This is a genomic window from Geobacter sp. SVR, assembly GCF_016865365.1.
Lineage (GTDB): Bacteria > Desulfobacterota > Desulfuromonadia > Geobacterales > Pseudopelobacteraceae > Pelotalea.
The window spans coordinates 3,745,538-3,770,991 of sequence record NZ_AP024469.1 but is presented as its reverse complement, the minus strand read 5'-3'; the positions used below and the strand labels follow the sequence as shown (position 1 = coordinate 3,770,991).

Sequence of the window (25,454 nt, the reverse complement as noted above, 5' to 3'; positions counted from 1 at the left end):
CTCAGGCGCCGGCCAGTTCCAGGAACTGTTTCGCCAAGCGCGGCGCATTGCCTCCATCCTCGTGTTTGAAGAACACGAAGACATCTTCCCAGGCCTGTTGCCGTATCCACTCGACCCACCGCCTCTGCTCCGCCTCGCCGTAGTCGGACCTGCGCAGGCGTAGATAGCCCCAGTCGGCGGTCGCCACCAACGGCACCTCAAGCGTGCCCTCCGCTTCGGCGATACAGAGCCCTGCCCCGTGATCGCGCAGCAGTCCGAAGAGCTCGTCCCCGAACCACGACTGGTGCCGGAACTCGAAGGCCACGCGCTGCCCGCGCGGCAGCGGTGCCAGAAACTCGCGCAGCAGGGGCAGATCCCTCCTCAGGCCCGGAGGCAGTTGGAACAGCAGCGCTCCCAGGCGCTGCTTCAGCGAGCCCACTGCCTCCAGCAGATAGGCGACCGAATCGCCGCTGTCCCTGAGCCGCTGGAGATGGGTGATCCGCTGCGGCGCCTTGAGTACGAACCTGAAATGCTCAGGCACCTCGTTGGCCCACGCTTCCAACAGCCGGACGCTGGGCATGCGATAGAAGGTGTTGTTGATCTCCACCGTCCGGAACTGCTGGCCGTAATAATGGAGCATCCGCTTGGCAGCCAGTTCCTCCGGGTAGAATGTGCCTTTCCACTCCGCGTACGAGTATCCGCTGGTGCCGACGTACAGGTTCATGTGTCTCCCCCGGGGCTCACGAAGCACTTCTGCCGGCCTTGCGCATTCGTCCCCTTGTTGCAAGTGTAGCCCAAAAGGGGGGATGCGTAACCTGCGGGATGCAGTCGCGGCTGGAACGTCCGGTCCCTGCGGCACCCCTTTCGGTATGCCAAGGGGAGTTCTGACCCCATAATTATGTTCGCAACTGGCACTACCAACGGGGGCAGATGCGGTCTATGCTTGTTTAACTCGGATGACCCTGAAAGCCCCTTCAGAAGCAGGCCTGGGAGAGGAGTGCAATGCCCGGTTCGATGTCTCCGGCGGTCATTCCTCCGAAGCCGAGCAGCAGTCTGGTGTGGCCGGCGGATGCATCGGAGACGCAGGTGTCGGAAAAGGGAAGGAGCCGTATCCCCTGGTCCTGGGCGCGGCGGATGATTTCCGCTTCGCATCGGCCGGCACCATCGAGCTGCAGGACCACATGGAGCCCGGCCCCCTGTCCGATAACAGTGGCCCGGGGTCCGAAATGTCGTTCAACAGCCCGCAGCAGAGTGTCGTGCTTTTTCTTGTAGATGATGCGCATGCGCCGGATATGACGGTCCCAGTGCCCCTCTTCCATGAATCTGGCAAGGGTGTGCTGCTCCAGAAACGGCACTGTCGAGAAGTAGTCCCGGAAGAGTCGGCGGTACACTGGAAGCAGCGAGCGGGGCAGCACCAGGTAGCTCATGCGCAGGGCCGGGGACAGAACCTTCGAGAACGTTCCCGAGTAGATGATGTTCCCCTGCGGCCGCAGCCCCTGCAGGGAGGGAATCGGTTTGCCGTGGTAGCGCAGCTCGCTGTCGTAGTCGTCCTCGATGATGAATGTATTGCCCGATTCGGCCCACTCGATCAGTTTCAGCCGGTTGGCGACCGGCATGACGTATCCCATCGGCAACTGGTGCGAGGGGGTGACATAGGCGATCGTGCTCCGGCCGGCAATGAGGAGATCCAGATCGAGCCCATTCGCTCCGACCGGGACAGGTACGATTTCATAGCCGTGGTTGCGGAACACCGCGCGCGGGAGGTGGTAGCCGGGATCTTCGGCCGCCAGTGCGGAATGGTTCTCCTTCAGCATGAGGGCCACCAGGTCGAGCCCCTGCTGAAGCCCGGCACAGACGATAATCTGCTCCTGGTCGCACAGCACCCCGCGCGACCGTTCCAGGTAGCGACGAATGGCGCAGCGCAGGTTCCACTCTCCCTGGAGTTCCCCATACTGGACCAACTGCCGGGAGTTGTTGCGCAGACTCTCGACAAAGAGTTTGCGCCAGAGCTGAGCGGGAAAACTCTGCCGGTCAAGGCGGGCAGGATGAAAATCATACCGGTAGGCGGGAGAGGCCTCTTCGACCCGGTCCTCTTTGCGGGATGCGCGCGGCAATGGCAGCGGCGCCGCATCGTGATCGAGCGCCGACACAAAGTACCCGCTGCGCGGCCTGCTGTAGATGTACCCCTCCGCGTACAGTTCCTGGTAGGCGCCTTCCACTGTGTTGCGGCTGGTCGACAGCTCGGTTGCCAGGTCTCTGACAGAAGGGAGCCGTGAGTCTGCCGGCAGTTCTCCGGACAATACCTGTGCCCTGATCTGATGGTAGAGTTGTTTGTATAAAGGGGCAGGGTCGTTGTTGTTCAGAATGAACATACGCGCGTCCGATCGGTGGTATTCTTGAGCAGGCAGAAAGCCAGTCTAGGGCAAGAGTCAGGCGGGCGTCAAAAAGAAAATCCCGCCGGGCCGGACGTACATGGATTTCGACAAGGTGCCGTTAGGTAATCCGGCACAACCATATAAAAAACAGGAGGTAGTAACGATGATTCCGGAGAAACTGCTGGAGGTGCTGAAACACGACGGGGTGGTGGCCATTGCAACCCTGGGACAGGATGGACCGCACATGGTCAATACCTGGAACAGTTACATAAAGGTCACTGACGATGGGCGTCTGCTGATTCCGGTCGGTTACATGCACCGGACCGAGGCGAATATTGCCTACAACAACAACGTGCTGATCACTGCGGGGAGCAGTAAGGTGGCCGGCAAGCTCGGCCCTGGCACCGGTTTCCTGATCAAGGGAACGGCAGCCTTTATCACCTCCGGCCCGGATTTCGATGGGCTCAAGGCCAGATTCCCCTGGGCCAGGGCAGTTCTGGGCGTTACCGTCGCTTCGGCCGAGCAAACCCTGTAGGCTGTTTCCGGCATCAGAGGATACTTCATCGTGCGGAGATACTCAACAGGCCTGGAAAGAGGTTGTGCGGGTCGTACTGCGCCTTGACCCGTTCCAGCCGGTGCAGGTTTTCGCCGTAGGCACCCCGCAGCAGGGCCTGCCTGTCCTCCACGAATCCGGGAAAGTTGAGATAGCTGCCGCCGTCTGAGAAGGGGAGCAGGTCCCGGTACACGGCCCGTGCCCACTCGATATTGACTTTGCTGGTTTCCCGGTCGTGCCAGTTGGCCTCGATGCCGATCATGTAAGGGGGGTGTCGCTGCGCGAAAGCGGTTTCCGTCGTCGGCACCCGGGCAGTGGCACCTCCCAGGAACCAGATGTCGAGGGACGATTCGGACGACGGACGCCTGGCGGCATGGTCTGCCAGGATGCCGATCACCTCCTGGTCGAGACGGTTCAGGTAGATGGACTTCCAGTAATAGAAGAGTCCCGCCGGGTAGTCCCGGTCGAGGAACGTCTGGGCCTCGGTCCAACTCATCCGTTCACTCAGGTCCGCAATCGGCTGTCCGATGGTGCGCAGAGGGGCAATGATCCGTTCCCTGCTCGCCGGGACCGGTGTAGCATCCCAGCAGAATGATCACCGGTTTGCCGCGGTACTGCGGCACCGGGGCGTTCCAGAACACCCCCAGCACCATCAGCTCCTCCGGGGCCTCGGCCATGTAGTCGTGGCAGGCTGCCACCACCTCCTGGGCCTGTTCCAGCGGATAGATCGGCACGCTCATCCAGACCTGCGGGCCGACCGGATGCAGATGGAATTCGAAGGCGGTTACCACGCCAAAATTGCCGCCGCCCCCCCGCAAGGCCCAGAACAGGTCGGGATGCTGGTCCCTGGTGGCCCGCAAGAGCTGCCCGTCGGCCGTCACGATCTCGAAGGCATGCAGATTGTCGATGGAAAGGCCGTGCTTGCGCAACAGCCAGCCAGCGCCGCCATGCAGCGTCAGCCCGGCCACGCCGGTTTCCGAAACCAAACCGACCGGCGTGGCGAGCCCGAAAGCGGACGTTTCGTGATCGAGATCGCCCAGCCGCGCCCCCCCTTCCACGCGGGCCAGCCGCTGCTCCGGTGACACCTGTACACTGCGCATGCGGGAGAGATCGATCACCAATCCCCCTTCGGCAATGGCCGAGCCCGAGACATTGTGCCCGCCGCCGCGAATCGACAGCAGCAGGCCGTGTTCGCGGGCGAAACCGACCGCAGCCATCACATCGGCCACACCCCGGCACACGGCTATCAGCGCCGGTTTCCTGTCGATCATTGCATTCCAGACCGCGCGCGCTTCGTCATAGTCCGGGTCGGCCGGCCCCAGAAGCTTTCCGCGCAAGCGTCCGGCAAAGGACTCGAGGGTGCCGGCATCCAGAGTGATCCTGTCACCATCCCGCCTCTTGATCTCCACGGAAGTCATGACCCACCTCCCTTTGTCTGGACACGCAACAACTGCGAAGCCTGATCTCTCCTTTTACCTTAGAGCAAATATTCCCCTTTTCAAGATACCTGTCCGGAGGGGGGGCAAGGCTCCGTAACCTATATACCACTCATCCCGGATTTCTGAAGGTGTGCAGCCTGGGTAAGAAGGAATGGAGAGTTGGTGCAGATAAAAGGACAGCCCCGTTGCAATCAGGCAAGGAGGCTGCGAAGATACTGAAAATCGCTCGTACATCGACCGTAATAAATATGAAGCACATCACCCGGCCCCAAGGCTCGATCCTTGATTCATCACCACCTGCGGAGACCGGGGGGAAAGTAAAACGGACAGGTCCGGGAAGACCCCGTCCGTGCTTGCTCGCTGACGACCTTGGTTACTCCTCGTGGATATTCGCTTTGACCCGTTCCATCAATTCCGGCGTCACCTCGTGTATGCCGTGTTCCTTGGCATGAACCGCAGCATTCCGGAGGATATCTTCTTCCGTGTCGCCACGGACGATATAGTTGCAGCCGCTGGTCGGGTCAACCTTTGAACATTCAAGAACCTTTGACATGGGCTCACCTCCCCTGTGTGACACGACTTCCTGCTTTTATTGTAACTCCCCGACAGAAACCGTTTCAACGCCATATTTGCAGCAGAAGCTCCAAAAAAAACAGCCCCCTTGTCGATTGAAAAGGGGGCTGGATGATTAGGCGCCGCGGAAATAGCTACGAGTAGGTTTTACGCAGCAGGTGAAACAGCACCGCCGCCAGCAGGGCCGCCCCCACCGCCGCTGCGCCGGCCATTTTGCGCTTTTTGAACTTCTCGTCGATTTTGTCCAGGGCCGTCTTGAGCTTGTCCAGCTCTCCGGCGATCAGGCCCGATTCTGCCTTGACCTTGGCGGTATTCACCTCGTGGAAGAGGGTATGGTAGCGGTTGCGTTCGGCAAAAAGCCGCTTTTCCAGGGCGTCGGTATCGACACCTTTGGCTTTGAAGGCATCCAGACGTTTGGTAAGCGTAGTCAATGAATGCTCGGTCTGTTCCATGGCGGTACGGATGACGCGGGCGCGCTCAAAACTGTGGCATTGCGTGCAGGTCTTTTCGTTGATCAACTCCAATGCCGCCTTTTTGATGCCGTGGCTGCCGTGGCAGGTGACGCAGGTCGGTCCCCCCTTGCCCAGGGCGTGGCCGTGGGCGCTTTTCAGGTAATCGGACTTGATGCCGATATGGCAGCGTCCGCAGAAGTCGGGGATGGCGGTTTCCTTGGGAGCCCCCAGGAAACCTCGGGCAGGATCCATGGCATTGGCGGCATCGGCGGCATCGCCACCGTGACAGTGGTGACAGGAGATGCCGTTTTCGGCATGAATGCTTTCCTGCCAAGGCTTGACCGGCTTGAGTCCCCGCCCGGTCTGGGCGGTGTGGCATTGGATGCAGACCGTTTCCGCCGCAGCATTACGCGGGATCGGGAACAGTGTCAGCACCAGGAGGGTCAGACCGTACATCATGCTCCGTGCAGTGCTCATGAGTAGTGCCCCCATATCATCAGACCGATCCAGAGAAGTATCCCGCCGATGGCACAGGCCAGAAAGAGCGGCCGCTTGAGCGGATGCCGTTCCGGATTGCGGTCGACGAACGGCAGCAACGCCAGGAACGTCATGGCGAGCCCCTGCGCCATGAGACCCATGAATTCGCTGGGGAATATCTTCAGGGTCTGGTAGTTGGGCAGGAAGTACCATTCCGGCTTAATGTGGGCCGGGGTCTGGAACGGGTTGGCGGGAATGAAGGCGTCTTTGGGGAAAAAGATATACGGATCGAAGAACACCACCAGCAGGAACAGGGCCAGGTAGAAACAGATCGAACTCATGTCCTGGACCACGTAGTTGGGGTAGAAGGGGATTCCTCCGGGATGCTCCTCGTAGCGGTAGCTGTCCCCTTTCCAGCGGACGCGCGAGTCCTTCTGTCCGGACGGGGGAGCGGAGATGCCGATGCGCTTGAGCAGGAACAGGTGCACCCCCACCAGCAGGGCAATGCCCAGCGGGATCACTGCCACGTGCAGTGCAAAGAAGCGGCCGAGCGTGTAAGGACCGACCAGCCGTCCCCCGCGCAGGAATTGCACCAGCTCGTCGCCGATCAGGGGGATGGCGCCGGCGCTGTTGGTGGCAACGGTGGTGGCCCAGAAGGAGAGCTGGCTCCAGGGGAGCAGATAGCCGGTCAGGGAGATGCCCATCACCATGTTGAGCAGTATGAAGCCGGAGAGCCAGGAAAGCTCGCGCGGCCGCTTGTAGCTGCCCATGAAGAGTACCGAGAACATGTGCAGCAGCAGTACCGCCACCATCATGTTCGAACCGACCGCATGGCACATGCGGATCAGCCAGCCAAAGGGCACGTCGTTCATGATGGCCGTGACGCTGGCAAAGGCCTTGTCCGCGTCCGGCACATAGTAGACCAGAAGCAGGATGCCGGTTACTACCTGGAGCGCCAGGGAGAACAGCAATACGCTTCCGAGCGAGTACCAGACATTGATCGTGACCGGCAGGTGGTAACCGGTCAGTTCCTTTTCGGCGAGTTCGCCGACGCCGATGCGTACATCCAGCCAGCGATAGATTTTTTCCGGTATCGACATCGATCCTCCTGGTCGCATGATGACGGAACTGGACAGCTTATCCGATGGTTACGCTATCGCCGTTGACCGTGAATGGCAGTTTAGCCAGCGGCTTGGGGGGCGGTCCACCCAGCACGGCTCCTTCACTCGAGAACTGTCCCCCATGGCAGGGGCACAGGAACTGATTTTGGCCTTGCTGCCACTGCACGATGCAGCCCAGGTGGGTGCAGACGGCCGAGAAGGCGGCCACGCCTCCCCCTTTCTGTTTTACCAGCACGGCTGCCAGCCCCTCGAATTCGAAAAACTTGGCTCCCCCCTCGGGAATCTCCTTCAGCTGCAGTGTCACCTTTTTCTTGGTCACGGCAGTACTGGCGGGAGCCAGGTAGCGGAAGAGCGGGTAGAAGACCGACCCGGCGGCAGCGGTCATCAGGGCGCCGAGGGCTGCCAACAGCACGTTGCGTCTGCTTGTATCCATCGCTATTCTCCTGTGGAGGAAAGAATCGGGCACATCCTACACCAAATCCCGGTGCCACGGCCATTAAAAAATATTGTGCTTGTGGCGGGTGCTGCGGCAGGGCATTCATATCTCTTCCGGCATACAGACATTCCTGGCGGAATGCACCTCGGTCCCGCAGTTCTGACACCTGAAGCGGGGTTCGAGTGTGATCTGTCTGATAACCTCCCATTCCTGGCTGCTCTCCAACTCGCAGAAGTGACCGCTGTGCTCGGCACTGTTGCTGCACGTGTCGTTCTTTTTCGACATTTCCTTCCTCCTCAAATACGTAGTTCAGCATTCTTGCACAATCTCGTCCTTTTGTTTTTCTATCCTACTGAGGTTGAACTGGCGTTGTTGGCATCAATAGCTTCTCCTCGTCGGGAGGGATCCTTAAAGGCGTTACATTGTGCTAAAACTGCTTTTGCAGCCTCAAGGTCAACGAAACTGATCCGATTGATGAATTCCTGTGCGTGAAGCATAACAGACAAACCGGGGCTCCGGAAAAGGGTGTAATCGAGCTCCTCACAACGGGTTTTTCAGGTACTGTTTCAGCCGCCGAAAGGGGGTACAGCCGGGGCAGTTTCAGCCTCATTTTGCATTGATGGGTCGCTTTTCGGCGGGATGCGGACAAGGGAGGCGTTGTTACGGTTTGCTGAGGTACTCCCCCAGCAACTCGCGGGCATGGACGTCGTCATGGCAATGGTTGCAGAGGTTTTCCCAGTTGCTGCCGTCGGGGGGATTGTTGTCGTGATTGCCGTCCCTGTGGTGGACGGTCAACTGGTGCAGGTTGGCGGCATCGAATTCACGGCCGCAGCGGGCGCAGACCGGGCCGTGAATCCTGAGGGATTTGCTGCGGTAGTTGGTGTTGCTGTCCACTTCGCCCCGCATTTTCTTCACCAGCAGGGCGGCATCCTCGGCACTGGGCAGCTTGACCGTTTTCGGGCCGCGCGCCATGGTCAGGTCACCTGATAGTTGAGCAGCTTGACCGTGGTCCGGTCGTCGACGTAGTAGTCGATGATGTTGTGGCAGCCGTAGTTCTGCTCGATGTTGAACGCGCTTTTCAAGGGCGCTCCGATGGCGTTCAGCAGGATGATGCGGTTGACGCCGCCATGTCCCACCACCAGGACCTCCTGACCGCGGTGCCGGTCGAGGATCTCGGTAATCACCGGCATGACCCGCGCCTCCACATCCAGCAGGTTCTCGCCGTTCGGTACACGATAATTGACCAGATCGGCCAGGCGGGCCTGCCATTCGTCCGGCCAACGCTCGGTGATCTCCTGCCAGGAGAGCCCCTCCCAGATGCCGATGTTCAGTTCGCGCAATTCGTGGCGCGGGACCGGTTCGATGCCGAGCCGGCTGCAGATGATGTCGGCGCCGGTGCGGCAGCGGGTGAGATCGCTGGTGTAGCAGGCGGAGATCGGCCGCTCGGCCAGATGGTCCTTCAGGCGATGGTACTGTTCGATGCCGAGATCTGTCAGGGCTACGTCCGTCTGGCCGTTGTAACGCGGCTGGTCGTACCCCGCCACCTGGCCGTGGCGGAGCAGGTGGATGCGCGTGGCGGGTGTCATGATGTTCTCCTTGTGCGAATGATCAGATCTTATCACCCTTCAGATCACCGGCAAACAGTTTTCCCGCCCCGCGCGAGGCACAGAAGTCGCCGCACATGGTGCAGGTGGCCTCGTCCTCCGGTGTGCGGCTGGCACGGATGGCACGGGCATCCTCGGGGTAGAGCGCCAGCTGGAACTGTTTCTCCCAGTCCAGGTCGCGGCGCGCCTTGGACATCTCCTTGTCCCTCTGCCGGCCCTTCTCGGGGTACTTGTTCATGTCGCCGATGTAGGCCGCCACCTTGGCCGCCTTGACACCATCGCGCACGTCCTGTTCGGTCGGCAGGGCCAGGTGTTCGGCCGGGGTGATGTAGCAGATCAGATCGGCGCCGTAGCGGCTGGACTGGGCCGCCCCGATGGCGGCGGTGATGTGGTCGAAGCCGGGGGCCACGTCGGTGGCGATCGGTCCCAGCATGTAGTAGGGGGCGCCGCCGCTCATGCGCTTCTGCAACTGGATGTTACCCTCGACCTCGTCCAGCGGTACATGCCCCGGCCCCTCCACCAGCATCTGGCAACCCATGTCGCGGCCGATCTCGGCCAGCTCGCAGTTGATCAAGAGCTCCTGGATCTGGGCCCGGTCGGATGAGTCGTGGATCGCGCCGGCCCTGAGGCCGTTGCCCAGGGAGAGCACCGTGTCGTATTTCTTGAGGATCGCCACCACCCGGTCGAACTTCTCGTACAGCGGATTCTCGCGGTTATTGGCCAGCATCCAGGCCACCATGCTGACCCCCCCCTTGCTGACCAGCCCGCCATAGCGGTAGCCCTGCTTTCTGAGCCGCTCGATGGTGTAGAGGTTGATGCCGCAGTGCACGGCCATGAAGGCCATGCCGTCGGCGCACTGGCGCTCGATCAGGTCGAACAGCAGCTCTTCGTCCAGTTTGTTGGGATCGCCGTATTTCCGGGCCGCCTCGCAGAAGGCCTGGTAGAGCGGCACGTTGCCCACCGGCAGTTCCACTGCGGCGATCACTTCGCGCCGAACCCGGTCCAGGTCCCCCCCCACCGACAGCTCCATCAGCGTATCGGCCCCTGCCTGCTGGGCGGCCCGTGCCTTGGCTACCTCGGCAGCATAATCGACGATATCCGAAGAGGTGCCGATGGAGGCGTTGACCTTGGTGGAAAGCCCCTTGCCGATGCCGGCGATGCGGGCCGGCTTGCGGACATGGTTCCAGGGAATGACGATCTTACCTGTGGCTACCATCTGCAGGATGTAGTCGGGGGAAAGTTGTTCGACCTGTGCCACGGCGGCCATCTGGGGGGTCAGAATGCCCTGGCGGGCGGATTCGATCTGGGTCAGCATGTGTTCTCCTTGTTGTAGAAATTTGTTCAGAGTATGAAATGAATAAAAACGATGGAACGCGGAAAAGTCGTATGTAACGGATAAAGGCGGATAACGACCGTGATGCATGGGTGATCCGACTTGATCCGCTTTTTCAGATGTGATCCGTGTTCTATAGCAGTTTGTTGTCAGTCTTTCAGTTTACATTCCCGCCAGCCACGCACCGAGTTCAGCAGCCAGATCCGCTCGGCCCGCTTCAGGTCCTCGGCGGTCAGCACCGCCTCCCGGATGGCGCCGACAGCCAGCAGCTCCGCACGCAGCACCCCCGGCAGCAGCCCGCATTCGAGCGCCGGAGTCAGCAGTTCGCCACCCTGTGAGATCACCAGCGTATTGAAGGAACCCTCGGTCAGCTGATCCTGCTGATTGAGCAGGATCACGTCGTAGCAATCGGGATGTTCCTGCCTGGCACTGTCGAAGATGGCCCGGCGGGTGGTCTTGTGGTACAGGAACGGATCGCGGGCATTCACCCGCTGCCCGGCCAGTGCGATGGGGGCGGGTGGGGCGGCCTGACCGAGATCGTCGATCGCCTGCGACTCCACGGTCGTGTTCCCATTCTGATCCAGCAGGATGCGTACCTTGTTAACTCCCGACAGTTCCAGCCCCAGTTCCGAAAGTCGCCGGCGCAGAGGCTCCTCCTCGAAACGGTATCCCAAATAGGCCGCTGACTGCGCCAGACGCTGCAGGTGACGGTCGAGCAGCAGGTAGCCATCATCATCGTGGCGCAGCGATTCGATCAACTGAAACTCACCGCTGTCCCGGAACATGAAGGCCGATTTTGTCAGGCATTCCCGCCATTCGGCTTCCGCATCGGAATCCCAGGTGATGCCGCTGCCGATGCCGATCTCGCCTGTACCGGTGGCTGCTTCCACCACCGCGGTCCGGATGGCGACGCTGAAGACCGCCTCGCGTCCGGGGGAGAGATAGCCGATGGCCCCGCAGTAGACACCCCGCGATGTCTCCTCCAGATCCCGGATGATCTCCATGGTGCGGCGCTTGGGGGCGCCGGTGACCGAGCCGCACGGGAACAGCGCCCGCAGGATGTCGATCAGTCCCGCTTCGGGCCGAATGCGGGCCGTGACGGTGGAGGTCATCTGGTGCACGGTGGGGTAGGTCTCCACCTCGAACAACGCCGGCACCGCAACGCTGCCGGTCTCGGCGATCATGGCCAGATCGTTGCGCACCAGGTCCACGATCATCAGGTTCTCGGCCCGGTCCTTCTGACTGGCGGCCAACTGTTCGCGCCGACGCCGGTCTTCATCGAAACCGGGCCCGCGCGGTGCGGTCCCCTTCATCGGTTTCATGGTCAAAAGGTTGTCCCTGAGCGAGAAGAACAGTTCCGGCGAGGCGGACAGGATGCGGTGGCTTCCGATATCGAGCCAGGCACAGAAAGGGGCCCGCTGGTTGCGGCACATGCGGCGGTAGAGCGTGAAGGCATCGCCGCTGACGGTGAAGCGCTGCCGGGTAGTGAAGTTGACCTGGTAGGTGTCGCCCGCTGCAATGGCCTCACGGATGGCAGCCACGTCGGCGGTGTAGCGGTCGTGGTCGATGTCGAGTTCCGGTGAGGAGACCTGGCAGGGACCGCTCTCGCCCGAATACTCTCCGGATGAGATGCTGTGCCGTTCGGCAAAGATGCCGAACCAGACCAGCGGCAGCCCGGCCGGTTGGCCGACAGCCAGGTGCGGGTTCAGTCCCGGCGCAGCCTCGTAGGCGACATAACCGGCCGCATGTCTCCCATCTGCCACCTCCCGCTCCACCCGGGCTAGCGCCGGAGACACCTCGTCGGGGGTGAAGGCGACAATGGTTGACAGCAGACCCTCGAAGCGGAAAGAACGGGCGGAAGGATCAGGAGAGAAGGACTCTAGCAGGGCGATCGGATGACGGGGCGAGACGGCAGGCATATATCAGAAACCTAATTCCCAGGGACAGGCAGGATACATGGCATAATAAAAGCCGGGGTGTTCAAACATCCTGTCCATCCTGTTCATTCCTGTAAATTTTCCTTTAGCCTTTAGAACTGCGGCAGTGCCGCGATCAGGATCAATGCCACAATCTCGTTCAGCTCGTTGATGCAGCCGATCACATCGCCGGTGATGCCACCCAGCCTGCGGTGGGACCAGATTCTGAGCAGCCAGGTCAACAGTGCCAACAAGGCCAGCGTGGCCAGCCCCTTGGGACCCATCAGCAGCCAGGCCGCCGCCAGGGTTATCCCGGCTGCGATCACGATCCTGCCCATATCCGCAGTGTCGGCAAAGGCTGAACCGAGGCCATCGCTGCGCGCGGCGCGGGCACGGACAATCGTCTGTACCTGGCAGAAGCGGCTCAGTATGGGGAAAAACAGCAGCGCCTGCCATTTGAGCTCAGCCGGCACTGCCAGCAGGGCTTGCCACTTGAGCAGCAGCCCCAGCGCAACGGCCACCGCACCGGCTGCGCCAACATGGGAATCCTTCATGATCGTCAGGAAACGCTCCCTGCTGCCGCGTGCCGCCAGCCCGTCGCAGACATCGGCCAGCCCGTCCAGGTGCAGGGCGCCGGTGATGACAGTCAGGGCCGTGATCAGCAGGGCATCCGCCAGGGGGCGCGGCAGCCTGGCAGCTATCAGCCAGTTCAGTCCGGCCAGCAGGACGCCGATGGTCAGCCCGGCCAGGGGAAACAGAGCCGTGGCCCGCCCCAGGTCCTCTTTCTGACAGCGTGTGTCAAAGGGGAGGGGGATGATGGTCAGAAACTGCATGGCGATCAGGTAGAGGCGCATAGTAGGGACCAGGGGCCAGGGACCAGAGATCGGGAAGCAGATTTTACTGGTCCCCGGTTCCTGGTCCCTGGTCACCGATTATTTCGTCACGCCGGCTTCTTCGAAGGTGGCCATTTCCTTCATGATCTTGACCCCGGCCTCGATAAGCCCCATGGCCAGGGCCGCTCCGGTTCCCTCACCTAACCGCAGGTCCAGGTCCAGGACCGGCCGGACGCCGATGCGCTCCAGCATGAGTCGGTGGCCGATTTCTACCGACTGGTGGGCGGCGAAGATGTAGTCACGAACGTGTGGGTGCAATTCCGAGGCGATCAGTGCACCGGCAGTAGAGATGAAACCGTCGATCACCACCGGGATGGAATTTGCGGCACAGCCCAGTACCAGTCCGGCAATGGCGGCGATCTCCAGCCCCCCTACCTTGGTCAGGACGTCCAGTGGGTCCTGCGGATCTGGCCGGTTCAGTGTCAGTCCCTGCTCGATGACCCGGATCTTGTTGGCCAGGGCCGCATCGTTTATCCCGGTGCCGCGGTGGGTGACCTCAGCCACACTCTTTCCCGCAATGGCGGCGATGATGGCCGAGGAGGGGGTGGTGTTGCCGATCCCCATCTCGCCGGTGCCGACCAGGGCGACTCCTTCGGCTTTGCACTGATCGGCCAGTTCAATGCCGACTCGCACCGCAGCCTGCATTTCATCACCAGTCATGGCCGGTCCCTTAGCGAAATTGCGGGTGCCGCGGGCGACCTTGCGGTGAATCAGCCCGGGCGTATCGCCGAAGTCGTAGTTGACCCCCACATCCACCACCCGCACCTCAGCCCCGCTGTGACGGGCCAGCACGTTCACCCCGGCGCCGCCGCCAAGGAAGTTGAAGACCATTTGAGCGGTGACCTCGCTGGGATAGAGAGATACTCCCTCCTCGACGATGCCGTGGTCGCCGGCAAAGGTGAAGATCACCTTCTTCGACAGATCGGGCTCCTCGGTGCCGCCGATGGCGGCCATGCGGCGCGAGAACTCCTCCAGCCTGCCCAGTGAGCCGGGGGGTTTTGTCTTGTTGTCGAGCCTTTTCTGGGCCTTGTCCATCAGGGTAGCGTCAACCGGCTGAATGCGCTGCAGGGTCTGTTGTATGAAATCCATGTGCTGCTCCTTCCGTCTGCATTGTCTCAGAAAAGATCCGCGTCAATCCGCCGTTTAGGCCCCTTTGGGTCCATCCGCGCAAATCCGCGTGCCATTGTTTTTTTGTCTGTGTGTTATTTGAGTCGCAATGGGATACCGCTGGCCACCAGCCAGGCCTCGTCGGCCGCTGCGGCCACCATTTGATTGGCCTGTCCAGCCAGGTCGCGGAAGAGGCGCCCCAGGCGGTGTTCCGGCACGATGCCCATGCCGACCTCGTTGGAGACGATGATCACCGGCGTGGTCATGTCCCGCAGGGTGTCGGCCAGACGGCGCACCTCCTCCAGGATCCGTTCTTCCGTCTCCCAGCCCGGATTCTCGTCCAGCAGGAGCAGGTTGGAAAGCCACAAGGTCAGGCAATCTACCAGGATACCGTGATAGGCACCATCGCAGCAGGTCAGGGCCCGGCTCAGGTGCAACGGCTCCTCGACGGTCTGCCATTCCGGGCCGCGGCGTTGTTGGTGTTTGCCGATGCGCTCGTCCATCTCGCTGTCCAGGGACTGGGCCGTTGCCAGGTAACACAGCGGCGCCCCGAACTCAAGGGCCAGCTTTTCGGCAAAAGTGCTCTTGCCGCTGCGGGTCCCGCCGGAAATGTAGATGATGCGTGCCATGTCTCCTCCTGTTGTTCCGGCCTGCGTGCGCAATAAAAAAGCCCCGGACACCATTACAGGGCAGGGGCTCGAACGCAGGATCTGAACGTGATACTATCCGGCCTCGGCCCCTCGTTCCACGGAGGTCCCAAAAACCATCGGACTGGCAGGTTTCCTGGCTCGGGGATCGTCCCTTCTCCGCGCCTTCCCATCCTCTATCGGACAGTGACATCGTGCGGAGTCGGTCCCCCCTTACAGTTGCGGGTCAGCGAGGGATTTGCACCCTCTTCCCTTTTACCCGTGCTCATCGAAGCACGGCACCAGACCACGTAACAACGACATCTTTTTTTCATGTCGCACACATTACGGGTTGGCGTTCTTTAGCAGCTAAGCGCCGAAAAGTCAAAAGCAAATCTTCATCGGGAATTTTTTACAGATCCCCCTTGATTTTTGAAATTCTGTTGTTATATTTACCGCTGTTAGCACTCGGGTCATATGAGTGCTAATTCTGTCAGTGACAGCATACAAAACAACCACAGCATAGAAAGGAGATGGGCAAGATGAATTTGAGACCGCTGCAGGACCGCATCATCGTCAAGAGAGTCGAGGAAGAGACCAAGACCGCCGGTGGGATTTTTATCCCCGAAACCGCCAAGGAAAAGCCGCAGCGCGGCGAGATCGTGGCTGTCGGCAACGGCAAGAAGACCGAGGACGGCAAAGTGCTGCCGCTGGATGTCAAAGTGGGCGACAAAGTGCTGTTCGGCAAGTATGCCGGAACCGAAGTCAAGGTTGATGGGAATGACTATCTGATGATGCGTGAAGACGACATCCTCGCAGTTATCGAATAGAGCGGCTTCGCCAAAGGTCCATCTGCGGCGTTGCGCTCTTCGCGGAACGCTCAACGTACAGTGAGTACGCCTCGCGCCCCGCTCATCGCGCGCCTTGCATCTGGAGCCTTTTGCTGTGCCGCATGAAAATCAAAACAATACAACATGGAGGAATAACATGGCTGCAAAGATCATCAAATTCGACCAGGACGGTCGCAATGCCATCCTGAAAGGTGTCAACACCCTGGCTGACGCCGTGAAGGTAACTCTCGGTCCCAAGGGCCGCAATGTCGTTATCGACAAGTCCTTCGGCGCTCCGCTGATCACCAAGGACGGCGTGACTGTGGCCAAGGAAATCGAGCTGGATGACAAGTTCGAGAACATGGGCGCACAGCTGGTGAAGGAAGTCGCTTCCAAGACCTCCGACGTTGCCGGCGACGGTACCACCACCGCCACCGTTCTGGCCCAGGCCATCTACCGCCAGGGTTCCAAGCTGGTTGCCGCCGGTCACAACCCGATGGAAATCAAGCGCGGCATCGACAAGGCCGTTGAGACCATCGTGGCCGAACTGCAGAAGATCTCCAAGCCGATCAAGGACCACAAGGAAATCGCCCAGGTTGGCACCATCTCCGCCAACAACGACAAAACCATCGGCGACATCATTGCCGAGGCCATGGAAAAGGTCGGCAAAGAAGGCGTCATCACCGTCGAGGAAGCCAAATCCATGGACACCACCCTGGAGACCGTGGAAGGTATGCAGTTCGACCGCGGCTACCTCTCCCCCTACTTCGTGTCCGATCCGGAGCGCATGGAAGCTGCCCTGGAGAACGCCCTGATCCTGATCCACGACAAGAAGATCTCCAACATGAAGGACCTGCTCCCGGTGCTGGAGCAGACCGCCAAGTCCGGCCGTCCGCTGCTGATCATTGCCGAGGACATCGAGGGTGAGGCCCTGGCTACTCTGGTAGTCAACAAACTGCGCGGCGTGCTGAACGTTTGCGCCGTCAAGGCCCCCGGCTTCGGCGACCGCCGCAAAGCCATGCTGGAAGACATCGCTGTTCTGACCGGCGGCCAGGTGATCTCCGAAGAAGTCGGTTTCAAACTCGACCAGACCACCATGGACATGCTGGGCCGCGCCAAGCGCATCACCGTTGACAAGGACAACACCACCATCATCGACGGCGACGGTAAGGAAGAGGCCATCCAGGGCCGCGTCAAGCAGATCCGCGCCCAGATCGAAGAAACCACCAGCGATTACGACCGCGAGAAGCTCCAGGAGCGTCTGGCCAAGCTGGTTGGCGGCGTTGCCGTGATCAAAGTCGGTGCTGCCACCGAAGTCGAAATGAAAGAGAAAAAGGCCCGCGTGGAAGATGCTCTGCACGCAACCCGCGCAGCCGTTGACGAGGGTATCGTCCCCGGCGGCGGCGTGGCTTACATCCGTGCCCTGTCCGCTCTGGACGGTACCGCGCTGGCTACCGAGCAGCAGTTCGGTGTCAACGTGATCAAGGCCTCCCTGGAAGCACCGATCCGCCAGATCGCCGAGAACGCCGGCATCGACGCCTCGATCGTTGTCGACAAAGTCAAAAACGGCAAGGATGCCTTCGGTTACAACGCCGCTGAAGACGAGTATGTCGACATGCTGCAGGCCGGCATCATCGATCCGACCAAAGTTTCCCGCACCGCGCTGCAGAACGCTTCCTCCATCGCCGGTCTGATGCTGACCACCGAGGCGCTGATTGCCGAGAAGCCGAAGGAAGAAGCTGCAATGCCCGCTATGCCGGGCGGCGGCATGGGCGGCATGGGCGGCATGGGCGGTATGTACTAAGAAGTCCGCCACAGCTCATTGTTCAGGAAAGAAAGGCAGGGGATTTCGATCCCCTGCCTTTTTTCATTTTACGTTTCTCGAGCATTACGGCGGCGTCCCTGCCGTCCCTTCTGGCGATCGTGGTAACTGCAGCTTTCCCGCTACTTCCCCTGCATATACACTATCAGTTGACATTCTTTCGGCAGCCTGTACCCTGAAAACGGGCTGCAGCAATCTGTTCGAAAAGAGACGGCGGAGCGATGATGAAGCGCGACATTTTTACCTCCGGTTTCGGCGTGCTGGCCGCCACCCTCGGCTCAGCGGTCGGTCTGGGCAATATCTGGAAGTTTCCCGCTCTGACCGGTCTCAACGGCGGAGCGGCTTTTCTGGTTATCTATCTCCTCTCGACACTCATGGCAGGGCTGCCGGTGATGATCGCCGAACTCATGCTCGGACGCCGCTCCCGGTCCGACGCGCTGACCACGTTCCGCGTGCTGCATCCGCAACGGGAGAGCTGGGGGCTGATCGGTGCGGTCGGCGTCCTGTCGGCCTTCCTGATCCTCGCCTTCTACACCGAGGTGGCCGGCTGGGTATTCGCCTACGTGTTCAAGTCCGTGACAGGAAGCATACTCTCCACCGATCCCACGGTCACCTCAGCCGCCTTCGCGAAATTGATTTCCTTAGGGTAAACCCCGGCTCTGCCGGGGGACCCCAATAGTTTGACAGTTCCTGAAATATGTAGAAGCCTCCCTAACGTGAACCGCTCAAAGTACACGAAAAGGAGGCTTCAATGGACGACACACAAAGTTTATGCCACACGAAATGGGATTGCAAGTATCACGTTGTATGGATTCCAAAATGTCGCCGCAAGGTGCTGTTTGGTCGAATCCGGAAATATCTTGCCGACTTGTTTCATAGTCTAGCCAGGCAGAAAGAGTGCAAGATAGTGGAAGGGCACCTTCAACCTGATCATATTCACATATTGATATCGATCCCACCAAAATACTCCGTTGCACAGGTGATCGGTTTCATCAAGGGCAAAAGTGCAATCCATATTGCGCGAATGTACCTTGGTCAGAAGAAGAACTTTGCTGGTATGAGCTTTTGGGCACGTGGCTACTTTGTATCCACTGTCGGTGCTGACGAGGAAACAATTGCCAACTACATCAGGAACCAGGAAGACGAAGACAAACGTCTGGATCAATTGACATTTTTGCCCGAAGAATGACCACCACTCGTGGTGGTCAGATAATCTTTTGAAAAAACCGCTTCGAGCGGTTCACGACTTTGAAAGCCCCCGGCTTTGCCGGGGGATGCTTACTGCCGATCCGGTCCAGTCCATCTTCTGGCAGTTCCTGGTGATCATTTTTGTCGGCTGCATCATCGTCGCGGGGGTTTCCAAGGGGATCGAAAAAACGACCAAGCGGCTCATGCCTATGCTGTTCCTGATCCTCGTCATGATCGGCATCCGCAGCCTGATGCTGCCCGGCGCAGCAGAAGGGCTCACTTTTCTCTTTCGCCCCGATTTCTCTAAGGTGACAGGCGCGGTCGTCCTGACCGCCATGGGGCTCGCCTTTTTCAAGCTCTCGGTCGGAATGGGCACCATGATCACCTACGGAAGCTATTTCACGGAGGATCAGGACATCCCGATGACCGCCCTGCGCGTCATGGTTGCCGACCTGACCGTGTCCCTTCTGGCGGGGATCGCCATCTTTCCGGCGGTATTCACCTACGGTTTCAAGCCCGAGGCAGGTCCGGCGCTGCTCTTCATCACCATACCCGCGGTCTTTTCCCAGATGCCTTTCGGCACTATCTTCGTGGTGCTGTTCTTTGTTCTCGGCGCCATAGCCTCGACCGGCGCCATGCTCTCCATCATGGAGGTGCCGGTCGCCTACCTGCATCAGCGCTTCGGGCTATCCCGCTTCAAGGCGACCGCCATGACCGTCGTTCTGCTCGCCCTGGTCGGCTCCACGGCAGCGCTTTCCAACAGCACCCTGGCCGGGTTCAAGCTGTTCGGCATGACCATGTTCGATCTCTATGATTTCCTCACTTCGAATTTGCTGTTGCCGCTGGGGGGATTCTTCCTGAGTCTTTTCGCGGGATGGGTCTGGGGAGAGAAAAAGGTGCGGTCTGCGCTCTCCAACGAAGGGACGCTCGCCAACCGCACCGTGGTCAGCTTTTTCCTGTTTCAGGTCAAGTATGTTGCACCGGTGATCATTATCGTCATTTTGCTGCGCGGTTTGAAGTTGATCTGATTTCGCTGTAGACAGCTTTGCCAGTCAGGCACGCGAGGCAACTGGAGGCAGTTTAGGTGTGCCGCTCGTTGATCTCTGACTTCGCTCTTGGCCCCACGATCAAATGCCTTTCAAGGCTCATTCTACATCCTTAAAATATGGCATACGCTTAGACCAGTGAAAGGGCCGAAAAGCCCGCTGGATTGTGATCGACGGCTGTGGTACTATCCCCGCCCATTACATGAACAAGGAGACCCCTATGGATCTGATCGGAAAAGCACTGACGATGAGCGATTTGGTGGCCTACAGCGACGGTTCGGTGGTCAGCAAGACCCTGATCGACAAGAAGGTCGGCACGCTGACGCTGTTCTCCTTCGATGCCGGGCAGGGGCTGTCCGAGCACACCGCCCCCTATGACGCCTTCGTGCAGGTGGTGGACGGTGAGGCCGAGGTAACCATCGCCGGGGAACCTCACACCGTTGCAACGGGACAGATGATCATCATGCCCGCCAATGTGCCCCACGAGCTCAAGGCGCTCAAGCCGTTCAAGATGCTGCTGGTGATGATCCGGGCCTGAAAAGTTGTCTAACGGACGGGGAATAACCTGCCTTTTCTGATGGACTCTTCGGTCAGGTCCCGAAACGTCTCCAGCAAACTGGCAATTGGTTCCACAACGGGACGTTCGAGTATTTCGTTTGTGAAGGCAAATAATGTAAGTAGTGATGCGTGACCGGTGTAGCCGCAGCCGAATCCGAGGGTGGTCTTAACGTGGTTGGCATTGACAAATTCCTGTTTCGGTACGATCAAGCGTCCCAATGTATCCCTATCGACTCCAGCCTCCCTTATGTAGAGCATGCCGCGGTATTGGTCCGCACGCCCCTCAGCGGTGAACCGGGTGTTCCAAGCGTCGATTAAGCCGAGATCCAACCCGACGCTTTTGAACTGCTGCGAGAGCATGGAAAGGGAGCTGATAAAAGCGGTGGAAACCAACGGTATGCATCGAAAAAATGTCGAAGACATGCGGTTGTTCCATTCCGGCCGTGCTCCCTGGGTGCCAAGCAGCGTGAAGATAGGTGTGGCTGCATTTATCTGGTGAAAAGTATTCGTGTCCCACCCCTTGCGGTCAACGAACTGTTGGTCCTCCAAAGGCAACTGGCTGTAGGGTAATGTGACAAAAAGCCGCAGCAGTACCAGTGTATCGCTGAACCGTCCGTAGAGTACGTCCACGAATTGTTGGGCCATCTCCTGCACATTCAACCCACCGTGAATTTCCCGTATCATCGCCAGTAGCTCTTGATAATCGGTAGTGGTGGCTTCTGTCATGCGTCTGCCCATAATGTCCTCCGATAGCCCAGATGGTTTGTCAGGATCAGACTAATTTCATGACAACACCGGGATTGACCTTCAGAATTTTGTTTACTTTGCAGTTTTCCACAAACTCCAGTAAGTCTGCGGATTGCCGATCGGTCAGCACGGCACCTTTCAGGTCGATCCGGACGCTGATCTCGCCCAGCCGAGCCTTGTCAGGCGTAATGTTCGCTTCCGAATCGACAGTAAACCCGTTGTGCGAAATCCGCTGTTCGACCAGGAAGTCCCTGATGTAATGGCTCAGGCAGCCGCACAGACTGGCGAGCAGCGTATCAACCGGATTCGCACCGTCTCCTTCCGTGTCCAGCACGAAAGCTGAGTGCCGGGTGGTTGCGTAGTACTTTGAATTCCCTCTGTTTTCAATTGATGCTTTGAACATAAAGTCCTCCGTCTTTCATGAGATGGGTGTACAAACCTGTATGGCACCAGTTCAGCTTCACGGGCTGTCACACATATGCACTACTGCGCTGTCCGGTAAAGGTCAGATGCTCCAACATCGCCTCTCGGGCACCCACAGCATCGCGTTTTAAAATTGATTCGAAAATTCTGCGATGCTGGGAGTAGAGCACCTTGTTCTCCGGTGTCATAGAGATGGCTCGACAGACTGTTTGCTGAAATTGTTTCATGGAGTTGAAAAGGCTTTGTATCGTATGCAGCCAGACCACATTGTGGCTCGCCTTCGCTACGAGTACGTGGAAGCTGACATCGAAGCTCTCGGAAGTTTCGCCGTTTTCGAGGTTGTTCTCCATGCCAGTGATCACCCATTCCATCTTTCTGAGATCTTCCGGCAAAGCTCGTTCAGCTGCGTAAAAGGCAGTCCACGATTCAAGTCCTTTGCGCACCTCCACCACGTCCAGAAGGCGTTCCCGCTCCAGCCGAACCAGTTCTGCCAAAGGACTGCCTGTAGTCGTTTCAACCAAGGACCTGACGACTGTTCCCCCTTCTGGGTGAGATACAACCAGCCCGGCACACACCAGAGTCTGCAGCGCTTCTCGTACCGATGGCCGTGAGACTCCAAATGCCTTGGCCAGTTCTCTCTCCGGTGGAAGTTTGTCATTAGGGCTGAACTCCCCGGCAAGAATTGCGGTTCTTATCCGCTTCGCAATCTGTGCAGAAACTTTTATCGGTTTTACAGGCTGAAATTGCATGATGTCACCAATGCGGGCTGCAGGTAATTCGGAAAGGCACGAAACTATTAAGGATCAGCATCTCAATGTCTATGATCTTTCTGCGGGCAAGCAGATACCCTGTGATGATGCAGCCGAATACCGGCAGCATAACTGTCAGCAGTCCAGCAATCATGGCAACACCTCCCTGCAATTGGTACCTCGATCCCGCCTAATTCCCATACAGCCACCTCCTGGATCGAGGTGCCTTGACTATAGGGGCACCCGGAAGAAATGTGCAGATGTAATGGCGCAGTTTTATCGTGGTGACAGTTGTGTGACAAATGCGACTGTTACCGTGCTATTTCGATAAAACTGTATTTGCTTCACGAGCGAGATGAGGGTACCTTATCCGCCATTAAAACGAGCGGACGAGACAGGGAGGGCCGGGCTCCATGCTGCTGTATGAAGAGTTAGCCGACAGGGTCTGCGGGATGATCGGGAACGGCACCTATCGGGCCGGCGAGCGGATACCGTCCATACGGGCAATGAGCCGGCAGATGAGGGTCAGCGTCAATACGGTGATGGAGTCGTATGCGCAATTGGAGAATCTGGGGCTGATCGAGGCGCGTCCCCAGTCACAAGCGCGGCGCGATAATTAGCGGCCCAGAAACGCGATAAATAACCGCGCCGATACTCTTGACCATATCAAAACAACTTTGATGCCGCAAGCACCGAGGGGGTCTGCTGACCCCCTCGAAAGTTACACACCTACCATGTCCTACAAAATTTGATCAATCACCTCTATAAGCCATTTTGCAATGAACTCATTCGCGAATGAACTGGGGTGGTTGTTATCCGCATATAAACGATTGTAGTCCCCTCCACGGCGTACAAAATCCCTGAACTTGGCCCGGCAATCAACAAGCCCGGCGCCACTCGCCAGACACTGGGTTAGCGCTGCCTGAACATACTGGTCGTATGTCACTGCCGACGATCCAGCACCCTCATAATCAACATCCTTCCCGCCGAGAGTGGTGAAAAACAGAAAATCAGTTGCCTTCCCGCCCCCGCTATTCAACACCGCATTCAGTCTTGACATAAATGTGGCGATGTTTGATTTAAATACTGCCAGCGGGGTCTGCCGCAGGTACTCGTTCACAATGGGCAACTCCGTTATAACCAGATGGGGCGTCGTTTTGATGTACGATATGATATCCGACAAGTGATCGTGTGCGGCATCATTATAACTGTCGCTATCCCCCATCCATTGGCCGATGGTATGTCCTCCCATAGCAAAGTTGACCACGTTGTTGTTGTCGAACAGCACTCCCCTGACCGAAACTCCCAACCCGGTGGCTGCATTGAGTTCCATGTGCACTCTGCCCCAAACTTTCGAGCCGAAGTCAAGACAGTAAACTACATCTTGAAGTACCGAATTATATGCATCTATTTCAATGTAGTTGTCGTGGATAGTAGCTTCCGCACCCGCCAATACCAGCGCGCCAGTATTAGTGACACCGTAAACTTTGGGATACCCAGTACGTCCGAAACACCAAATAGGCTTGAGATTTGGGGTATCAGCCTCGTACCTGTTATGGCTGTACGCAACAACTTCTGCCCCTCCTGCGGCTCCGTCGGACATGAAAAAACGAAGTTTTGAGCCCGAAGCACCCCGTCGAAAGCAAACATACATTCGGCGGAAGGGTTGCGTGGGGTCGATATGCGCGGTAGTCACTTTAACGTAATCGTTATGATATATTCGCATGCCTGAATGAATCCATTTTTCCAGCCCGGCAGGGTACGACCCGGAGGCGCTCAATATCTGAACAACCTTAATCCCACTCGAATCGAGCATCGCACCTACAGTGATCGTACCAAAACCAGGGATGAATAACTTTTGGCCCTCTTCCGTAAAAAACCCAAGAGTACTCGCGGCCATCTTAGGGCTTATGCGTAGGTAAAATGCCGATCCATCGTATTCCCCCAAAATAGTACCGTTACTATCCGTTATAGCACTCCAGGAGCCGCCGCTACCGCTGATGCCAGGACACGGGAGTAACGTGATGTACTCAAGTTTTCCCGCTTCCAGAAAAGAATTCTCATCCTCCGGGGCCATCAAAAACATGCCAGCGTTAAATCGACCCCGAAACAGCTTATCACGATGAACATCGATCAGGTCGTTTGCCCCGCGCGCCCAAGGAGTAAACCAAGCGGGGTAAGACGAGATGGTGGGGACAATTTCATATTCATCCAAACCCAAAATAGCCCCCGTAGAAGGCTTTACTGGTCGAGAAAGAAAATCATCTACCTGGGCGTCAGGTGCCGCAAACTCATAAGGAAGTATGCGTTGATCGGGCCGACCGTGTATGGTGTAAACCATTTCATCAAAGCCCCGTGTAGACCGGATGTGCTGCTCAATGCGCGCCATAAATCCTTGGTTAAACAATGAGGAGCTGTGCGAAGAATAGTTAGTACCAAACGGCCAATCCCATTCCGTGGCACCCTGACCCCACGCGTGGCTATCCCCAAACAACAGAATCTGCTTGTCATAATTTTGAGCGGTGACATTGGCATTATGGGTGACGGAAAACACTGCAGCATTGACATTATGGACAAACTTCTGCTCTTGAGGATCAGATACCGAAGGGTACCAGTCAGCGCCATCGGAGAAAAATCCGGCGCCCTGGCCGGAAGCAAGTTCGAAACGTATGTGCCCCGCGATCGTCTCTGAATCTTCCGCGACCAATATCGTTTTGTAACCATCGCGGCCGGTATTCTGGACAAATATTCTATGGCCTGTTTTACCCGCCGCAACAGGTAGATTGACGACACAGTCAACGGCCGTCGAATCTGTATCAACCATGTATATATAATCGTAGTCAGCAATGGCGTATTCCGTTGTTGTTACCGTAATAACGCCCGCCCAAATTCCGCCGGCCGGACCTTCCGGACCACGCAAATTTCCCACGGACGCCCAGGCCCCATCAATCATCTGCCAAACGGCACCATCACTCAAGCGGATATATGAATCACCTTCAGTTTGCCCGTCAATTACCTCGGGAATATCAATTCCCCAGGATAAGCGCGGCTCACGAGATGGTATCAATAATGATTCAAGCACTTCCTTCGAGATTTGTTTCACTGCCCCGGCCTGAACGACCAGAAGCATATCTTCGGGGTTAACGGTTTCCGCGAGGGGCCGGGAATTAATATATTGCAGCCATGATTTCACGAATTGCTCCTTTC

At 58.3% G+C, this 25,454-nt stretch carries 27 protein-coding genes, 2 pseudogenes and 1 riboswitch; of the genes and pseudogenes, 8 read left to right on the top strand and 21 right to left on the bottom strand.

What is annotated here, in order from left to right; genetic code table 11:
* Window position 1: 1 nt before the first annotated feature.
* Window positions 2–703 carry a DUF72 domain-containing protein gene (locus GSVR_RS17585; protein WP_173200115.1) on the bottom strand — a complete coding sequence of 234 codons (702 nt, stop codon included), beginning with the start codon at window positions 701–703 and terminating at the stop codon, window positions 2–4.
* Window positions 704–953: 250 nt separating this feature from the next.
* Entirely contained in the window at window positions 954–2,351 is a 1,398-nt protein-coding gene (locus GSVR_RS17580; protein ID WP_173200113.1) for a PLP-dependent aminotransferase family protein, read from the bottom strand.
* Window positions 2,352–2,517: 166 nt separating this feature from the next.
* On the opposite strand from GSVR_RS17580, the gene GSVR_RS17575 reads away from it, so the two are divergent.
* Window positions 2,518–2,889 carry a pyridoxamine 5'-phosphate oxidase family protein gene (locus GSVR_RS17575; protein ID WP_173200112.1) on the top strand — a complete coding sequence of 124 codons (372 nt, stop codon included), beginning with the start codon at window positions 2,518–2,520 and terminating at the stop codon, window positions 2,887–2,889.
* Window positions 2,890–2,914: 25 nt separating this feature from the next.
* On the opposite strand, the gene GSVR_RS17570 is transcribed toward GSVR_RS17575, so the two are convergent.
* The 14 genes from GSVR_RS17570 to cobU form a co-directional block, all read right to left on the bottom strand.
* Complete coding sequence (locus GSVR_RS17570) at window positions 2,915–3,403, bottom strand: BBE domain-containing protein (RefSeq protein ID WP_203978714.1); 489 nt, start codon at window positions 3,401–3,403, stop codon at window positions 2,915–2,917.
* Window positions 3,404–3,407: 4 nt separating this feature from the next.
* Window positions 3,408–4,325, bottom strand: a complete 918-nt coding sequence (locus tag GSVR_RS17565; protein ID WP_203978713.1) for an FAD-binding oxidoreductase — start codon at window positions 4,323–4,325, stop codon at window positions 3,408–3,410.
* Between the two features lie 394 nt (window positions 4,326–4,719).
* The gene (locus GSVR_RS17560) at window positions 4,720–4,899 is read right to left on the bottom strand and encodes a DUF1059 domain-containing protein (RefSeq protein ID WP_173200110.1); all 180 of its coding nucleotides are present in this window, start codon (window positions 4,897–4,899) and stop codon (window positions 4,720–4,722) included.
* A 154-nt stretch (window positions 4,900–5,053) separates the two neighbouring features.
* Window positions 5,054–5,848 carry a cytochrome c3 family protein gene (locus GSVR_RS17555; protein ID WP_173200108.1) on the bottom strand — a complete coding sequence of 265 codons (795 nt, stop codon included), beginning with the start codon at window positions 5,846–5,848 and terminating at the stop codon, window positions 5,054–5,056.
* The gene (locus GSVR_RS17550; protein ID WP_173200106.1) at window positions 5,845–6,948 is read right to left on the bottom strand and encodes a cytochrome bc complex cytochrome b subunit; all 1,104 of its coding nucleotides are present in this window, start codon (window positions 6,946–6,948) and stop codon (window positions 5,845–5,847) included. Before GSVR_RS17550 ends, GSVR_RS17555 begins: the two co-directional genes overlap by 4 nt.
* Before the next feature lie 37 nt (window positions 6,949–6,985).
* Entirely contained in the window at window positions 6,986–7,402 is a 417-nt protein-coding gene (locus tag GSVR_RS17545) for a ubiquinol-cytochrome c reductase iron-sulfur subunit (protein ID WP_173200104.1), read from the bottom strand.
* A gap of 105 nt (window positions 7,403–7,507) precedes the next feature.
* On the bottom strand, window positions 7,508–7,690 hold the full coding sequence (locus tag GSVR_RS17540; RefSeq protein WP_173200102.1) for a hypothetical protein: 183 nt from the start codon (window positions 7,688–7,690) through the stop codon (window positions 7,508–7,510).
* A 375-nt stretch (window positions 7,691–8,065) separates the two neighbouring features.
* Window positions 8,066–8,377 carry a YajD family HNH nuclease gene (locus tag GSVR_RS17535; protein ID WP_173200100.1) on the bottom strand — a complete coding sequence of 104 codons (312 nt, stop codon included), beginning with the start codon at window positions 8,375–8,377 and terminating at the stop codon, window positions 8,066–8,068.
* A gap of 2 nt (window positions 8,378–8,379) precedes the next feature.
* A complete protein-coding gene (cobC, locus tag GSVR_RS17530; RefSeq protein WP_173200098.1) occupies window positions 8,380–8,991 on the bottom strand; it encodes an alpha-ribazole phosphatase in 612 nt (203 codons plus the stop codon).
* A 22-nt stretch (window positions 8,992–9,013) separates the two neighbouring features.
* Window positions 9,014–10,324 (bottom strand): phosphomethylpyrimidine synthase ThiC, encoded by a 1,311-nt coding sequence (gene thiC, locus GSVR_RS17525; protein WP_173200096.1) that lies wholly within the window; start codon window positions 10,322–10,324, stop codon window positions 9,014–9,016.
* 167 nt (window positions 10,325–10,491) lie between these two features.
* A complete protein-coding gene (gene pabB, locus GSVR_RS17520; protein ID WP_173200094.1) occupies window positions 10,492–12,261 on the bottom strand; it encodes an aminodeoxychorismate synthase component I in 1,770 nt (589 codons plus the stop codon).
* A 110-nt stretch (window positions 12,262–12,371) separates the two neighbouring features.
* A complete protein-coding gene (cobS, locus tag GSVR_RS17515) occupies window positions 12,372–13,112 on the bottom strand; it encodes an adenosylcobinamide-GDP ribazoletransferase (protein ID WP_173200333.1) in 741 nt (246 codons plus the stop codon).
* A gap of 78 nt (window positions 13,113–13,190) precedes the next feature.
* Window positions 13,191–14,240: a nicotinate-nucleotide--dimethylbenzimidazole phosphoribosyltransferase gene (gene cobT / locus GSVR_RS17510; protein WP_173200092.1), complete on the bottom strand. Its 1,050-nt coding sequence runs from the start codon at window positions 14,238–14,240 to the stop codon at window positions 13,191–13,193.
* A 113-nt stretch (window positions 14,241–14,353) separates the two neighbouring features.
* Window positions 14,354–14,887 carry a bifunctional adenosylcobinamide kinase/adenosylcobinamide-phosphate guanylyltransferase gene (gene cobU / locus GSVR_RS17505; protein ID WP_173200090.1) on the bottom strand — a complete coding sequence of 178 codons (534 nt, stop codon included), beginning with the start codon at window positions 14,885–14,887 and terminating at the stop codon, window positions 14,354–14,356.
* A gap of 126 nt (window positions 14,888–15,013) precedes the next feature.
* A riboswitch (cobalamin riboswitch) is annotated at window positions 15,014–15,206 on the bottom strand.
* 211 nt (window positions 15,207–15,417) lie between these two features.
* Between cobU and groES the strand changes: the two genes are divergently transcribed.
* The 6 genes and pseudogenes from groES to GSVR_RS17475 all read left to right on the top strand — a co-directional run bounded on the left by groES (window position 15,418) and on the right by GSVR_RS17475 (window position 20,308).
* The gene (gene groES, locus GSVR_RS17500; RefSeq protein ID WP_255569614.1) at window positions 15,418–15,714 is read left to right on the top strand and encodes a co-chaperone GroES; all 297 of its coding nucleotides are present in this window, start codon (window positions 15,418–15,420) and stop codon (window positions 15,712–15,714) included.
* Between the two features lie 157 nt (window positions 15,715–15,871).
* The gene (groL, locus tag GSVR_RS17495) at window positions 15,872–17,518 is read left to right on the top strand and encodes a chaperonin GroEL (RefSeq protein WP_173200086.1); all 1,647 of its coding nucleotides are present in this window, start codon (window positions 15,872–15,874) and stop codon (window positions 17,516–17,518) included.
* A gap of 239 nt (window positions 17,519–17,757) precedes the next feature.
* A pseudogene (locus GSVR_RS17490) lies at window positions 17,758–18,177 on the top strand (sodium-dependent transporter); the annotation flags it as partial.
* Between the two features lie 110 nt (window positions 18,178–18,287).
* The gene (tnpA, locus tag GSVR_RS17485) at window positions 18,288–18,725 is read left to right on the top strand and encodes an IS200/IS605 family transposase (protein ID WP_173196373.1); all 438 of its coding nucleotides are present in this window, start codon (window positions 18,288–18,290) and stop codon (window positions 18,723–18,725) included.
* Window positions 18,726–18,807: 82 nt separating this feature from the next.
* A pseudogene (locus tag GSVR_RS17480) lies at window positions 18,808–19,752 on the top strand (sodium-dependent transporter); the annotation flags it as partial.
* 238 nt (window positions 19,753–19,990) lie between these two features.
* On the top strand, window positions 19,991–20,308 hold the full coding sequence (locus tag GSVR_RS17475) for a cupin domain-containing protein (RefSeq protein ID WP_173200082.1): 318 nt from the start codon (window positions 19,991–19,993) through the stop codon (window positions 20,306–20,308).
* A gap of 8 nt (window positions 20,309–20,316) precedes the next feature.
* Here GSVR_RS17475 and GSVR_RS17470 read toward each other — a convergent pair whose 3' ends face one another.
* The 4 genes from GSVR_RS17470 to GSVR_RS17455 all read right to left on the bottom strand — a co-directional run bounded on the left by GSVR_RS17470 (window position 20,317) and on the right by GSVR_RS17455 (window position 22,401).
* Window positions 20,317–21,066: a hypothetical protein gene (locus tag GSVR_RS17470; RefSeq protein WP_173200080.1), complete on the bottom strand. Its 750-nt coding sequence runs from the start codon at window positions 21,064–21,066 to the stop codon at window positions 20,317–20,319.
* Between the two features lie 34 nt (window positions 21,067–21,100).
* Window positions 21,101–21,478 (bottom strand): OsmC family protein, encoded by a 378-nt coding sequence (locus tag GSVR_RS17465; RefSeq protein WP_173200078.1) that lies wholly within the window; start codon window positions 21,476–21,478, stop codon window positions 21,101–21,103.
* A 67-nt stretch (window positions 21,479–21,545) separates the two neighbouring features.
* On the bottom strand, window positions 21,546–22,247 hold the full coding sequence (locus tag GSVR_RS17460) for a FadR/GntR family transcriptional regulator (RefSeq protein WP_173200076.1): 702 nt from the start codon (window positions 22,245–22,247) through the stop codon (window positions 21,546–21,548).
* A 4-nt stretch (window positions 22,248–22,251) separates the two neighbouring features.
* Window positions 22,252–22,401 (bottom strand): hypothetical protein, encoded by a 150-nt coding sequence (locus tag GSVR_RS17455; RefSeq protein WP_173200074.1) that lies wholly within the window; start codon window positions 22,399–22,401, stop codon window positions 22,252–22,254.
* Between the two features lie 259 nt (window positions 22,402–22,660).
* Here GSVR_RS17455 and GSVR_RS17450 point away from each other — a divergent pair, with 259 nt between their 5' ends.
* Window positions 22,661–22,867 (top strand): GntR family transcriptional regulator, encoded by a 207-nt coding sequence (locus GSVR_RS17450; RefSeq protein WP_239077369.1) that lies wholly within the window; start codon window positions 22,661–22,663, stop codon window positions 22,865–22,867.
* 119 nt (window positions 22,868–22,986) lie between these two features.
* On the opposite strand, the gene GSVR_RS17445 is transcribed toward GSVR_RS17450, so the two are convergent.
* A complete protein-coding gene (locus tag GSVR_RS17445) occupies window positions 22,987–25,440 on the bottom strand; it encodes a hypothetical protein (protein ID WP_173200073.1) in 2,454 nt (817 codons plus the stop codon).
* Window positions 25,441–25,454 lie beyond the last annotated feature (14 nt).

What these genes read in the sequence shown, in the direction of transcription:
- groL (WP_173200086.1), top strand. Translation starts at nt 15,872, where the DNA reads ATGGCTGCAAAGATCATCAAATTCGACCAGGACGGTCGCAATGCCATC.
- GSVR_RS17545 (WP_173200104.1), bottom strand. Translation starts at nt 7,402, where the DNA reads ATGGATACAAGCAGACGCAACGTGCTGTTGGCAGCCCTCGGCGCCCTG.
- cobU (WP_173200090.1), bottom strand. Translation starts at nt 14,887, where the DNA reads ATGGCACGCATCATCTACATTTCCGGCGGGACCCGCAGCGGCAAGAGC.
- GSVR_RS17470 (WP_173200080.1), bottom strand. Translation starts at nt 21,066, where the DNA reads ATGGGCAGACGCATGACAGAAGCCACCACTACCGATTATCAAGAGCTA.
- GSVR_RS17450 (WP_239077369.1), top strand. Translation starts at nt 22,661, where the DNA reads ATGCTGCTGTATGAAGAGTTAGCCGACAGGGTCTGCGGGATGATCGGG.
- GSVR_RS17565 (WP_203978713.1), bottom strand. Translation starts at nt 4,325, where the DNA reads ATGACTTCCGTGGAGATCAAGAGGCGGGATGGTGACAGGATCACTCTG.
- cobT (WP_173200092.1), bottom strand. Translation starts at nt 14,240, where the DNA reads ATGGATTTCATACAACAGACCCTGCAGCGCATTCAGCCGGTTGACGCT.
- pabB (WP_173200094.1), bottom strand. Translation starts at nt 12,261, where the DNA reads ATGCCTGCCGTCTCGCCCCGTCATCCGATCGCCCTGCTAGAGTCCTTC.
- GSVR_RS17460 (WP_173200076.1), bottom strand. Translation starts at nt 22,247, where the DNA reads ATGCAATTTCAGCCTGTAAAACCGATAAAAGTTTCTGCACAGATTGCG.
- groES (WP_255569614.1), top strand. Translation starts at nt 15,418, where the DNA reads ATGGGCAAGATGAATTTGAGACCGCTGCAGGACCGCATCATCGTCAAG.
- GSVR_RS17570 (WP_203978714.1), bottom strand. Translation starts at nt 3,403, where the DNA reads ATGAGTTGGACCGAGGCCCAGACGTTCCTCGACCGGGACTACCCGGCG.
- GSVR_RS17580 (WP_173200113.1), bottom strand. Translation starts at nt 2,351, where the DNA reads ATGTTCATTCTGAACAACAACGACCCTGCCCCTTTATACAAACAACTC.
- GSVR_RS17535 (WP_173200100.1), bottom strand. Translation starts at nt 8,377, where the DNA reads ATGGCGCGCGGCCCGAAAACGGTCAAGCTGCCCAGTGCCGAGGATGCC.
- GSVR_RS17465 (WP_173200078.1), bottom strand. Translation starts at nt 21,478, where the DNA reads ATGTTCAAAGCATCAATTGAAAACAGAGGGAATTCAAAGTACTACGCA.
- GSVR_RS17455 (WP_173200074.1), bottom strand. Translation starts at nt 22,401, where the DNA reads ATGATTGCTGGACTGCTGACAGTTATGCTGCCGGTATTCGGCTGCATC.
- thiC (WP_173200096.1), bottom strand. Translation starts at nt 10,324, where the DNA reads ATGCTGACCCAGATCGAATCCGCCCGCCAGGGCATTCTGACCCCCCAG.
- GSVR_RS17575 (WP_173200112.1), top strand. Translation starts at nt 2,518, where the DNA reads ATGATTCCGGAGAAACTGCTGGAGGTGCTGAAACACGACGGGGTGGTG.
- GSVR_RS17540 (WP_173200102.1), bottom strand. Translation starts at nt 7,690, where the DNA reads ATGTCGAAAAAGAACGACACGTGCAGCAACAGTGCCGAGCACAGCGGT.
- cobC (WP_173200098.1), bottom strand. Translation starts at nt 8,991, where the DNA reads ATGACACCCGCCACGCGCATCCACCTGCTCCGCCACGGCCAGGTGGCG.
- GSVR_RS17560 (WP_173200110.1), bottom strand. Translation starts at nt 4,899, where the DNA reads ATGTCAAAGGTTCTTGAATGTTCAAAGGTTGACCCGACCAGCGGCTGC.
- GSVR_RS17585 (WP_173200115.1), bottom strand. Translation starts at nt 703, where the DNA reads ATGAACCTGTACGTCGGCACCAGCGGATACTCGTACGCGGAGTGGAAA.
- GSVR_RS17555 (WP_173200108.1), bottom strand. Translation starts at nt 5,848, where the DNA reads ATGAGCACTGCACGGAGCATGATGTACGGTCTGACCCTCCTGGTGCTG.
- GSVR_RS17550 (WP_173200106.1), bottom strand. Translation starts at nt 6,948, where the DNA reads ATGTCGATACCGGAAAAAATCTATCGCTGGCTGGATGTACGCATCGGC.
- cobS (WP_173200333.1), bottom strand. Translation starts at nt 13,112, where the DNA reads ATGCGCCTCTACCTGATCGCCATGCAGTTTCTGACCATCATCCCCCTC.
- tnpA (WP_173196373.1), top strand. Translation starts at nt 18,288, where the DNA reads ATGGACGACACACAAAGTTTATGCCACACGAAATGGGATTGCAAGTAT.
- GSVR_RS17475 (WP_173200082.1), top strand. Translation starts at nt 19,991, where the DNA reads ATGGATCTGATCGGAAAAGCACTGACGATGAGCGATTTGGTGGCCTAC.